Genomic DNA, 12,029 nt, shown 5'->3' on the forward strand with positions numbered 1-12,029 from the left:
GGAGGCAAACATGGCAACATTCATCAAATACGCACTGCTGGTTGTGGGAGGACTGCTTTTCCTGGGCGTGGTCTCCCTTTGGGTCATGGCGCGCATCACAGGTCCACGCCACGAGCCCGGTGTGCGCAATGGGCAACTCGCCCCATGCCCTGAAACGCCCAACTGTGTTTCCAGCCAGGCCGACCCCAGCGACCGTCTGCACTTTATCGAACCCATCCGCTATGAAGGCGACCAACAAGCCGCCCACGAGCGTCTTTTGCGCGTCATCCAGTCCATGCCGCGCGTGACCATCATCGAAAATCGCCCCGATTACATCTACGCGGAGTTTCGCACGCAGTGGATGCGCTTTGTGGACGACGTGGAATTTTATTTCGATGACGACGCCAAAGTGATTCACGTGCGCTCAGCGTCGCGGGTGGGGCGGGGCGATATGGGCGTGAACCGCACCCGTGTGGAAACCATTCGCCGGGCGTTCGAGCAAGCCGCGCCATGAGCACGCCCACCCTGAGCGCCGCGCAATTGCAAGCGTTTCGCGACCGCACGTTTCGGCGGCGTTCCCCGTGGCGTGTGCGCACCCGCGACGAGGCAGTTGCCTTTGTGCGCGAGCGCGGCTTTGTCTTCTTCTGGCCGATTCGCGGCGTGTTGCTCCCCAGCCTCTGGGTCGCGGTAGCCGGCGAGCGCCCCGTCCCGCGGGAGCATGACGACCCCGGGCACATCACCTGGCAGTGGAAAGACGAGTTGTTGGGAAGCGACGCCTGGTTCTACGCCAAACTGCTGCGCGGCAAAGCCACCCTGGTGGCGCACGACCTGTTGCCCGCATTCTACGCGCTGAGCGACGCCACCGACGACCCCGCCGACGACGTGCGCGCCCTCTACATGGACGGTCTGCTCTCGCGCGAGGCGCGCGCCCTGGTGGAATACATCATCGAACATGGCGCGACACACACCATCGCCCTGCGGGCGGCGCTTGGCAAACGCGCTGCGGGGAGCGCCTTCGACCGCGCCTTGACCGAAGCGCAACGGCGCATGTTCATCATGCCCATCGCCATCGCCGAGGCGGGCGCGTGGCGCTACGCCTTTGTGTACGACCTTGTGGTGCGCCACCTGCCCGACCTGCCCACATGGGCTCGCCACATCACACGTAGAGAAGCGCGTACGCGCCTGCTGGCACGCTACCTGGAAAGCGTTGGCGCGGCGCAGGAACGGGACGTGCGCAAGGTCTTCGGCTGGACGCAAAAAGAAACCACCAGTGCTTTGAGCGCACTGGTGGCGCAGAAACGGGCGCTTTTTCCGGTGCAGGTCGAAGGCGCAGACGCCCCGCACATCGCCTTGCCGTCACTTCTCGAACCGTCCAGCCCTCAAGCGGGGCGGGCGTAGAACGAAATCCGCTTGACCGTCCAATCATCGTTGACGGGTGTTGCCGGCGCGAAGGTCAAGCCGCGCGTGGCGCTTTCGTTCAACAAGCGTTCCAACGGGTGTTGCTGTTCAAGCGAGCGCAAGCCCGACATCACCAACGAGCGAAAATCGCTGGGCTGCTCGGTGGCAATGAGCAGAACGGTTGTGCGCCCCGCCGGCGGTGAGACGGTCAATTCGCCTTTCAACCCCAATTGCAACGTGCGGTTAGCATCCAGGCGGTTGTCCACTGCACCCGGCGGCGGGTAGAACGGTTGCACGCTGAAATCGCTATTGAGCGCCAGCAAGGTGATATACACCGGGCGGGGGTGGCTGTTCTGCACGGTCAGCACCACCTTCTGCCCGAACGTCAGGCGATACATGCCATCGGCGTCGGGTGAAAGGGGCTGCACCTGCCCATTCGCGCCCAGCATCCCAAGCGCCAGCCCCATGGTGGTCTTCATCAAGGAAGCGGGGTCGGGGTTGTCGAGCAACGCCAGTTGGCGGTAGCGCGCCATGTGTTCGAGCCGCGCATGCAATCCCGCATGATCGGCGGCGTCGAACGGTGCGAGCAAGAGCCGCCCGGTAATCGTTTCCAGAAAGACGCGCCCATCCGCCATACGCACAAACACCGCGCTGGGCGCACTGCGGGCATCGGTCAGGGTAATCCAGGGGAACGCGCCAAGCGACTCGGCGAGCATGGCGGCGCTTTCATCCAGCACAACCGGCAAGCGCATCTCCACGGGCGGCGCAAGCGGGCGGGCGCGTGCCCCCACCGGCACAGCCGCGCCTTCGGTCTGCACAGCCGTCGCCCGTGTGGCTTCCACACGCTGCACGCGCGCTTTGGCAAGCGGTTCAGCGTCGGCGAACGTTTCCACATCGGGCGCATAAAGCGCCAGCGGCGTTTCGGGACGCAAGCCATGCGCCGCCCCCGCATCGAGCGTGAGGGTCTGCCCCGCCACTTCCGTGACGGTGAATGCGGCATCACGCGGGCGCACCTGTCGCCCAAAAACAGTGCGCTCCACATCCCCTTCGACAACAGGGTGCTGGCTGGCAAAAAGGGCGTTCACCTGTTGCCCAACATCTAGAATGAGGTTCCGCCACGTCGTATCGGTGGGCAAGGTCAACAAGGCGCGCACCAGGTGGTACGTCAGCGCGCCAAATTTGGCGGTGCGTCCATCCCCAAGCGGGACTTCGTACTCGTTGCTCAATTCCTCGGCGCGGCATCCACTCACCAGCACATAGCCGCCCCCCATCGGAAGCGCCCCCCGTTCGCCTTCGGCGTGCGCCGACGTACTGCGTGTGGCGGTCGAGGCGGGGGGTTCGCGCTCGTCCATAGGCACACGGCGCACCGTTCCCGTCTCGCGCGTGATACTGCCGCTGTGGCAACAGTCGAAGACCAGCACAATGTCATCCGTTTTGGCTTGCAGACGGCTCACAAACGCGAACAACTCATCGTCGGTAATGTCGAACACACGCCCCTGCGGGTCGCGGCTGTCGTGAGGCACAATCGTTTCATCGCGTCCATCGGGCTCGTCGCCATGCACATCGCGCATTTGCGAACCGTGCCCGCTGTAATGCACATAGACGCGATCCCCCGGCTGGGTACGCGCCACCAACTGCTCGAACGCGTCCAGAATGTTCTGGCGGGTAGCCTGCTCATTCGTCAACAAGGTGATCTGCTCCGGCGAGACGCCAAAGCGCCGTACCAGCATATCGCGCACCGCGAGCACATCAGCGACGCATCCTTGCAAATCGGGAACGTGGGGCTGTGCATACGCATCAATGCCAATCAGCAATGCGCGGGTTGTCGGGCGAGGGGTTGCACCGGCATCGAAACCGGCGCCGGCTTCCACAGCACGGTCAATCGGGTTGGACATGGGGCTCTCCTTTGCCACATCAGCATACGCCTCATCCAGCGCCGCCAGGCGCGCCTGTACTCGTGCTTGTTGTCGGCGTGTCAACCAGGCGAGAAATGCGCCGCCCAGCAACGCCCACGCGGTCACAATGCCCGCCACATCACCGCCAACACGTCCCATCTGGAACGCGATGAACATCACCAGTACCCACGCAAACGCCAGCACGTAGGCAATAAATTCGAGCCACTGCATGCGCTGCAACTGGCGCAAAAACGCCCGCTTCTGCATCTCGTAGGATTGCCGACGCGCCCACGCCTCAAACGCTTTTTCCGGGGGTGTTGAAGTCATGCGCCTGCTCCTGCTTCGTTCAGCACAAAACGCTCTAACGCCGCCGCCACCCCTTGGGCGTGCACAGGCGGCGCCACCCAATCGGCAATCGCCTGCACTTCGGGGGCGGCGTTGCCCATCGCCACGCCCACCGCGGCGGCGCGCAACATGCTTTCATCGTTGCGGTTGTCGCCAATCGCCAGTGTCCGCGTGGGAGCAATGCCCAAGTGCTCAGCCAGCAACAAGAGCGCCCGCCCCTTGCTCACCTCGCGGTGCGTCAATTCAACAAAGCGCGCATGGCTCTGCACTACCTGCGCCACCCGCCCCCACCGCTGGGCGGCTTCGGCAAGCAGGGCGGGCGTCTGCGCTTCATCACACACGAACACCACCTTGGTCGGTTCGCGCTGCACAAACGCCAGCAAATCGCCCACCACCTCAACCGGCGCCATCGGCGAAAGCGAGTGGTAGAACTCGGCTTCGGGCGTCATTTCGGCGACATAGAGCACATCGTCGAGATAGACGTTGAGGTGCACATCGTGCGCACGGGCGAACGCAATCGCTTCGCGGGTGATCGCGAGCGGGAGCGTCAGGTGCAACAGCGTGTTGGTCTCGTCGCGCACAAGCGCCCCCTGGTAGCAAATCAGCGGCGCCGTCAAGCCCAATTGTTCCGCAAAGGGGCGCGTGGCGCAATACATACGCCCCGTTGCCAACGTCACCACATGCCCGGCTGCCAGCGTGCGACGAATCGCCTCGGCAACACGCGGATGAATGCGCAAATCATGGTCGAACAGAGTACCGTCCAGGTCAAGCGCGATAAGCCAACGTTCATTGGTCACGGTGCTGCTCCACAAAAGCCGCCACTTCTTCGGGCACGAACAAGCCCAGTTTGTGGCTGTTGCGCACAATCATATCGCGCACCAGCGTACTGCTGACAAACAATTCCCCGTTATCGGCGGGCAAAAAGACCGTATCAAGCCCACCCGACAAGCGAAAATTCATGTTGAACTGCTGAAACTCATTCTGAAAGTCAGCCGAATTGCGCAACCCTTTGACAATCACGTCGGCATTTTTACGCCGCGCGTACTCCACCAGCAACATGCCAGTAAAACTGTCCACCTCCACATTGGGCAAATCCGCGGTCGCCAACCGCAACATCAACACGCGCTGTTCGGGCGTGAACATCGTCTTCTTGCGCGGGTTGTACCCCACCGCCACAATCACCTGCTCGAACAGGCGCGCCGCACGGCGAATAATGTTCAAATGCCCATCCGTCGGTGGGTCAAAACTGCCAGGATAGACGGCAATCATGCGCTCCTCCCTCGTGGAATCTGCACCGATTATACACAAAGCCCATTTTGGGGCGATTGCAAAGCCCAAAGGATGGGGCTATACTTTTGAGGCAAACAGTGATTGTGAGGAGAAAGACCTATGGACCTTTCAGGTGTGCAAGGCAATTCCATCATCCTGGTCATTGCCGGCATCTTTCTGCTCTTTTGGGCATGGGGGTTTATCAAGAAACTTGGCGGGCTGTTTCTGCACCTGTTATTGGGTGCGGCGATTATAGCGTTCCTCTACTACACAGGCATTCTGTAAACCGCCCGCAACGCACAAACAACCTTGAAGGAGGGCTTATGCACCCGTCTGGGGAAAGTCAAATAGCCTTACTTGAAAGCATGGTGAAGCATCTTGAAGATTACCTTGACGAGGACAAAGTCTTCAAAACCATCACCTATTACCCACCCGAAGGCGAACATCTCGCCAAACTGACTATCGGCGCATTGCTGGAACTGCTTGACGATCTCTCGCGCCGCGACGACCTGACGCCCGAACAGCGCCAAAAAGTCGCCGACCTGGCAAAGCAGGTTGAAACGATCCGCAGTTATCGCCGCGCCGACTGGTTGCGCAAAATCGCCCGTGAACTGAAAGCCTACACCGACTCCTGGCGCTGGTATCTGCAAAGCGTGGAAGACGGCAGCCGCCAGGCGGTGCGCGAGTATCCGAGCGAAGTCCGCACACGCCTGCGCATTCAGCGCTTGCTGGATGAAGCGGGCGACGCCGAGGAAATCAAAGATTTGAAGGGGCGCGTCGTCGCACTCGACCGCCTCTTGCGCTCGTACTGGCAACGCGGCGATTTTGTTCTGCCCAACGAAGACCCCGAACGCTACCAACCGCCCGAACGCTACTGGTGGCTTTACGGGCATCCGCGCGTTGTCGAATAAACCAACACTGCTGACGAGCATCACCCATGCGCATTGAGCCGGGCGTCCAATTCGCCAATCGCTATCTCATCGAACGCCAGTTGAGCCGTGGCGGAACCGCTACGGTGTGGCTGGCAACGGACGAGGCGTTGTCGCGCCGCGTTGCCATCAAGGTCTTTCATTCGCCCGACGCCTCGTTGTGGCGCGAAGCCAAAGCCGCCGAAGTGCTGGACCATCCCAACATTGTGACCATCTACGACGTGGGCGAAGTGGATGGACAGCCCTACATGGTCATGGAATACGTGCCTGGGCATGATTTGCGCCGCCTGCTGGACAAAGAAGCGCCGCTCTCGGTGGAACGGGCGGCGCGTCTCTTCCTGAAAATTGCGGAAGCGGTCGCCGCCATTCACGAACGCCACCTCATCCACCGCGACTTGAAGCCCAACAACATCATCGTCATGCCCACGGAGCGCGTGAAAATCACCGACTTTGGCATTGCACGCCTGCCCGGCGAACGCCCCAACGGTGAAGTGTGGGGCACGCCCGCCTATGTTGCGCCGGAAGTGTTGCGCGGCGAGCCGCCCACACCCGCCGCCGACGTGTACAGCCTCGGCATCATCTTCTACGAAATGCTTGCCGGTCGCCACCCCTTCGACGCCCTCAGTGCGCGCGCCATGGCGGAAGCCCACCTGAGCCAAACACCGCCGCCGCTCACAGCGTTCAACCCACACGTGCCGCCCGGGCTGGCGCGGTTTGTCGCCCGCATGCTCGAAAAAGACCCACACGCTCGCCCTGAGGACGCCCGCGCCGTGGCAGACTGGTTGCAACACTACCTCGACGCCAGCACCGACACCACCCGCCCCCTCACGGGGCTGGTGACACTGCCCACGGAAGCGGAAAGCCCCCCACCCGCCACCGCCACCGCCGACGTCACGGCTGAACCGCCGCCGCGCGCGCCCATCTCCACCTGGATGGCGAGCGCACTCGCCCTGTTGGCGCTGGGGGTTGTCGCGTTTGGCGTGCTCACCGCGCAAATGCTGGGCGGACGCGCGCAACAAAACGCCGCCGCCGTTGCGCTCCCCACCACGACGGCAACCGCGCCCGTCGCCACCTTCACTCCAACCAGAGCGCCGTCGCCTACGCCGACCCCGCCACCCTCGCCGACACCACCGCCCTCGCCGACCAGCGCCCCCACGCCCAACCTGGCGCTCAATCTGGCGGGGATTCCTTACACCGCCGGCGGCGCCACTGTGGATGGGCGGCTTGGCGAGTGGACGCATACGGGGTTCGACGTCCTCTATCCCATCGAGGGGAGCAATGCCTGGCAAGGGCTTGCCGACGCCAGCGGCATTGTCTGGCTGGCGTGGGACAACACTATGCTCTATCTGGGCGCCTACATCCGCGACGATACGCTGGTGCAACGCTGGAAAGACGACAAAATCGCGCGCGGCGACTCGCTGACCCTGCGGTTGTCGCTCACGAGTGCGCTTCCCGACGTCTGGGAAGTTGTTCTCTCTCCCGGCGATTTCAACAAAAACAAGCCCGCCGCTTTCATCACAACCGCCGACAAAAAAGCATCCAAAGAGATTCGCGTGCAAGCCGCGCCGAGCAGCGAGGGCTACACACTCGAAGCCGCCATCCCTTGGCAACAAACACCTGTGGGCGTTCCCGAGCAGAGCCTACTGCTGCGCTATGCGCTCATCCTGCAAGACAACGACAATGAAAAATCCGACGCACCGGAAAGCCGCATCGCCAACACATCAACCCTTGACGTGAACGACCTGCGCACGTACCCAACCTTGCAACTGCTTCTGGCAACCCAATAATGCAGACTGAACACATCCAGCCGAACACGCGCCCCCTCAGCCAAAACGCACAACGCCGTGCGCTGCAATCTATCGTGCTGGGCAGCCTTTGCCTGCGCATGGCCAGCATGGCCACAGGCGTGACGTTGTCGCTCTTTCTCGCCTACCTGAACCGCGAGCATTTCCCTGTCCGCGCCACGCTGGTCGGTTTCATCAGCGCCAGTTTCTACATCAGCGAACTTCTCGGCTCACCTTTTGCAGGGGCGCTGAGCGACCGTTCCAGCCGCCGCGCATTCATGGCATGGGGCGGCTTGCTGGGGATGATTGCCGTCCTGCTCACGCTGGGCGTGCTCACCATCCCGTCGGCGTTGCTGGCTATCGCCATTCTGATTTTCACGCGCCTGCTGGAAGGACTTTCCACGGCGGTCAGTGTGCCTGCCACGCTCAGCTACCTTTCCAGCATGACCAGCGGCGACACGGCGACCCGTGGGCGCGCCATGGCGGCGTATGAAGTGGGCACGCTGGGCGGTTTCGCGCTGGGAAGCCTGGCGGGCGGCATGCTGTGGGACGCGCTGGGACTGGGCGCGTTTCTGGTGATTGCCGCACTCTACCTGCTCAGCAGCGCCATCTTCTGGTTCGGCATCCCCCCACTGCCGCAAGACAAGGATTTCAGCACCCCCCTGACGCACAAACTGCGCCTCATGGCGCAACCCGCCGTCCTGCGGCTCGCGCCGGCATGGCTCGCCGTCAACGCCATCATCGGGTTATGGTTCAGCCACGCCACCTACCAACTGGGGGGCGATATTCGTTTCGAGGGGCAATCGCTGGTGGGGGGCTTTTCAGGCACCACCATCGGCGTCATTTTCTTTGGCTATCTGCTCACGTTTGCGGTGGGGATTTCCCTGTGGGGGCGCTTGCTGGCGCGTGTTGGGGTGCGCCGCACGCTCTTCATCGGCACGGCGGGCATGTTGCAAGTGGCGCTGGTCATCTTCGCCATCAACCATACACCACTCCACGAACGCGCGCTCGTCTGGGGGTGGTTGTTCCTGCTGGGGATTGGCTTGTTGCTCGAATCGGGGTTGACGCCTGCGGGGCTTGCCTACCTGGCCGACATCTCCGAAGGCTACGCCCAAGACCGCGGCGCGATTATGGGCGTTTACAGCGTTCTGCTGGGGCTGGGGCAACTGCTTGGCGGATGGCTTGGGGGACCTTTTGCCGAATGGCGCGGTATTGACGGCATGGTCGTCCTCACCCTTTTGCTGGTTGGCATTACCGCCATCACCATCTGGCGCTTGCCGGAAGCCCCTCACGCACCCACATCCACCACCTGAGCGCCACTTTTCCCACGCCTGAAAACACCCGGAAAGAAAAGCCCTTCTCTGCCCCTCAGAAGAAGCGTGCTATACTTTCCATCACACCCGCAAATAGGTTTCAACCGAAACAAACCGCCTGGAAGAACAAAGGAGTCGGTATGCCAAACCGCCTTGCCAACGAAACAAGCCCCTACTTGCTGCAACACAAAGACAACCCGGTTGACTGGTATCCGTGGGGGGAAGAAGCCTTTGCCAAAGCCCGCGCCGAAGACAAACCCATCTTCCTCAGCATCGGCTACGCCGCCTGCCACTGGTGCCACGTCATGGAACGCGAATCGTTTGAAGACCCCACAGTCGCCGCATTCATGAACGAGCATTTTGTCAACATCAAGGTTGACCGCGAAGAACGCCCCGACGTGGACGCCATCTACATGGAAGCCGTGCAAGCCCTCACCGGCTCAGGGGGCTGGCCTATGTCGGTTTTCCTCACGCCCGACGGCAAACCGTTCTACGCCGGCACCTACTTCCCCCCCGAACCACGCTACGGCATGCCGTCGTTCATGCAGGTGTTGCAGAGCATCGCCCATGCGTGGCAACACCAGCGCGAAGATTTGATCGCACAGGGCGATAAACTTGTCGCCTTCATCCACAACAACACGCGCATTGCTTCCACTCCGCGCACCCTCTCGCCCGACCTGCTGGCAACCGCGGTGCGCAAAATGGCGCGCTACTACGACCCCGAATGGGGCGGTTTCGGGCGCGCCCCCAAATTCCCACAACCCACCAACCTGGAACTGCTTTTGCGCGCCTGGCGACGCACACGCAGTGAAGACGCCATGCGTATGCTCATCACCATGCTCGACCGCATGGCGTTCGGCGGCATCTACGACCAACTGGGAGGCGGTTTCCACCGCTACTCGGTAGACCGCTATTGGCTTGTACCCCACTTTGAGAAAATGCTCTACGATAACGCGCAACTCGCCTCGGTCTATCTGCACGCCTGGCAAGCCTTCCATGCGCCACGCTATCAGCGCATCGTTGAAGAAACCTTGACCTATCTCGTGCGCGACATGCGCGACCCGTCGGGGGGCTTTTACAGCAGCCAGGACGCCGACAGTGAAGGGGAAGAAGGCAAATTCTACGTCTGGACGGTGGACGAAGTGCGCCGCCTGCTGGGTGAAGAAGACGCCCGCATTGCCGTCGCCTTCTACGCCATGCGTGAAGGCGGCAACTGGGAAGGGCGCAATGTGCTGTGGGTGCCCCGCAACCCGCGCGAGATTGCCGCCGAGTTGGGGCTTGCACCCGAAGACCTGGAAGCGCGCATGGCGGAGATTCGCCGCCGTCTCTTTGAAGCGCGGCAACACCGCGTGCCCCCCGCGACCGATGACAAGGTGCTCACCGATTGGAACGCGCTGACGGTGCGCGCCTTTGCCGAAGCCGGCGCTGTGTTCGGGCGCAGCGAGTGGGTGCGCATCGCCACTGAGACCGCCGATTTCCTCTTGTCGGCGCTCCGCCGCGACGACGGGCGCTTGTGGCATACGTGGAGTCCACGCACGCAAGAAGCCCGTGTTGCCGGTATGCTGACCGACTACGCCTATCTGGTTGACGCGCTCATCACGCTGTACGAAGCCACATTCGAGCCGCGCTACATCCGCAAAGCGCGCGCCCTGGCGGACATCATGGTGCGCGATTTTTGGGACGCCGAACAAGGCGGCTTTTTTGACACAGCCGCCGACGCCACCGACCTGGTAGTGCGCCCCAAATCCGTCATTGACAACGCCACCCCCAGCGGCAACAGTATGGCGGCGCTGGCGCTTCTGCGCCTGGCAACGCTCACCGACGACCAGACGCTCCGCGAACGGGGCGAAACCACACTCCACCTGGTGGGCGCAACAGCGGCGGAACAGCCGCTGGGCTTCGCCAATTGGCTGTGCGCGGTTGATTTCGCCGTGGGTCCCGTGGCGGAACTGGCGCTGGTCGGTCTATCCAGCCACCTGCCGCCCTTTTTGCAGGTCATCCACACGCGCTACCTGCCCAACAAAGTGCTGGCGGCGCGCACCGAAACCACCCCCGAAGACGTGGAAACGCTCATCCCACTCCTGCGCGACCGCCCACTGCACGCCGAGCGCGCCACCGCCTATCTCTGCCGCCGGTTCGTCTGTCTTGCGCCCGCCCACACGCCCGACGTGTTGGCGCAACAACTAGACACGTTCGACATCACCTGACCTGCGAGGCGAGCCCCATGCCTGAACTGCCCGAAGTCGAAACCATCGCCCGCGATTTGAAAGCCGCCAACCTGGTGGGACGCCGCATCGAAGCGGCGCATGTCCGTTGGGCGCGTACCATCGCCACGCCCGACCCCGCGGCGTTTGTCGCCCGCGTGCGCGGCGCTCGCATCAACGACGTGGGACGGCGCGCCAAATACCTGGTGCTCCCGCTCGATACCGGCGACACCCTGCTCATTCACCTGCGCATGACGGGTCGGCTGGCGCTGCCCCCCTCGCACACGCCACCCGACCCACACGAGCATGTGCTTCTCACACTGGACGATGGGCGCGATTTGCGCTTCCACGACACGCGCAAGTTTGGGCGCTGGTATCTGGTGGATGACCCGTCGCAGGTGTTGGGCAACCTGGGACCCGAACCGCTCGGCGAAGCGTTCACGCCCGAATGGCTCTACACTGCCCTGCAAGCCCATCGCCGCCAACTGAAACCCCTTCTGCTCGACCAGCGCTTCATCGCGGGGCTTGGCAACATCTACGTGGATGAAGCGCTGTGGCACGCGCAGTTGCACCCCCAGCGCCCCAGCCACACGCTCAGCCGCGCCGAAAGCGACGCCCTGCACGCCGCCATCCGTACTGTGCTCATGCGCGGCATCGCCAACATGGGCACAACGCTCGGCACAGGCGAAGCCAATTTTTACAGCGTGGGGCGTCGGCGGGGGCGCAACCAGGACGCCTTAGCCGTCTTTCGCCGCACGGGAGAACCATGCCCACGGTGCGGCACGCCGATTGTACGCCTCGTTGTCGCCCAGCGAGGCACGCACATTTGCCCCTCGTGTCAGCGTTTGCCGGCATAACAAAACAGGATGGGCGCGCGCCCATCCTGTTTTTGCCGAACCTATTGGCGTGTGCA

General features: G+C 62.7%; 11 protein-coding genes. 8 read left to right on the forward strand and 3 right to left on the reverse strand.

The genetic code is table 11. From position 1 onward, the window contains the following. Positions 1-10 precede the first annotated feature (10 nt). Together SE16_RS06425 and SE16_RS06430 are read left to right on the forward strand one after the other, a co-directional pair. Positions 11-493, forward strand: a complete 483-nt coding sequence (locus SE16_RS06425) for a DUF1499 domain-containing protein (RefSeq protein ID WP_200907307.1) — start codon at positions 11-13, stop codon at positions 491-493. After that, a complete protein-coding gene (locus SE16_RS06430) occupies positions 490-1,377 on the forward strand; it encodes an AlkZ-related protein (protein ID WP_054493249.1) in 888 nt (295 codons plus the stop codon). The genes SE16_RS06425 and SE16_RS06430 overlap by 4 nt, the downstream gene beginning before the upstream one ends. On the opposite strand, the gene SE16_RS06435 is transcribed toward SE16_RS06430, so the two are convergent. From SE16_RS06435 to coaD, 3 genes are read right to left on the reverse strand one after another with little or no spacing between them, the layout of a single operon-like run. Continuing rightward, entirely contained in the window at positions 1,359-3,599 is a 2,241-nt protein-coding gene (locus SE16_RS06435) for a caspase family protein (protein ID WP_054493248.1), read from the reverse strand. The two genes, SE16_RS06430 and SE16_RS06435, sit on opposite strands and share 19 nt — an antisense overlap. Continuing rightward, positions 3,596-4,414, reverse strand: coding sequence for a Cof-type HAD-IIB family hydrolase (locus SE16_RS06440; protein WP_054493247.1), 819 nt, complete (start codon positions 4,412-4,414; stop codon positions 3,596-3,598). The genes SE16_RS06435 and SE16_RS06440 overlap by 4 nt, the downstream gene beginning before the upstream one ends. Then, the gene (coaD, locus tag SE16_RS06445; RefSeq protein ID WP_054493246.1) at positions 4,404-4,886 is read right to left on the reverse strand and encodes a pantetheine-phosphate adenylyltransferase; all 483 of its coding nucleotides are present in this window, start codon (positions 4,884-4,886) and stop codon (positions 4,404-4,406) included. Before coaD ends, SE16_RS06440 begins: the two co-directional genes overlap by 11 nt. Before the next feature lie 120 nt (positions 4,887-5,006). Here coaD and SE16_RS15945 point away from each other — a divergent pair, with 120 nt between their 5' ends. The 6 genes from SE16_RS15945 (at position 5,007) to mutM (ending at position 11,973) form a co-directional block, all read left to right on the forward strand. Beyond that, entirely contained in the window at positions 5,007-5,171 is a 165-nt protein-coding gene (locus SE16_RS15945; protein ID WP_160316994.1) for a DUF5670 family protein, read from the forward strand. Positions 5,172-5,251: 80 nt separating this feature from the next. Then, a complete protein-coding gene (locus SE16_RS06450) occupies positions 5,252-5,797 on the forward strand; it encodes a hypothetical protein (RefSeq protein ID WP_161804517.1) in 546 nt (181 codons plus the stop codon). Between the two features lie 26 nt (positions 5,798-5,823). Beyond that, the gene (locus SE16_RS06455) at positions 5,824-7,602 is read left to right on the forward strand and encodes a protein kinase domain-containing protein (protein ID WP_060687374.1); all 1,779 of its coding nucleotides are present in this window, start codon (positions 5,824-5,826) and stop codon (positions 7,600-7,602) included. Beyond that, complete coding sequence (locus SE16_RS06460; protein WP_054493301.1) at positions 7,602-8,912, forward strand: MFS transporter; 1,311 nt, start codon at positions 7,602-7,604, stop codon at positions 8,910-8,912. The genes SE16_RS06455 and SE16_RS06460 overlap by 1 nt, the downstream gene beginning before the upstream one ends. Before the next feature lie 140 nt (positions 8,913-9,052). Further along, positions 9,053-11,119: a thioredoxin domain-containing protein gene (locus tag SE16_RS06465; protein ID WP_054493300.1), complete on the forward strand. Its 2,067-nt coding sequence runs from the start codon at positions 9,053-9,055 to the stop codon at positions 11,117-11,119. A gap of 17 nt (positions 11,120-11,136) precedes the next feature. Next, positions 11,137-11,973 (forward strand): bifunctional DNA-formamidopyrimidine glycosylase/DNA-(apurinic or apyrimidinic site) lyase, encoded by an 837-nt coding sequence (gene mutM / locus SE16_RS06470; protein WP_054493299.1) that lies wholly within the window; start codon positions 11,137-11,139, stop codon positions 11,971-11,973. Positions 11,974-12,029 lie beyond the last annotated feature (56 nt).

The sequence above is a fragment of the Ardenticatena maritima genome (assembly GCF_001306175.1).
GTDB lineage: Bacteria > Chloroflexota > Anaerolineae > Ardenticatenales > Ardenticatenaceae > Ardenticatena > Ardenticatena maritima.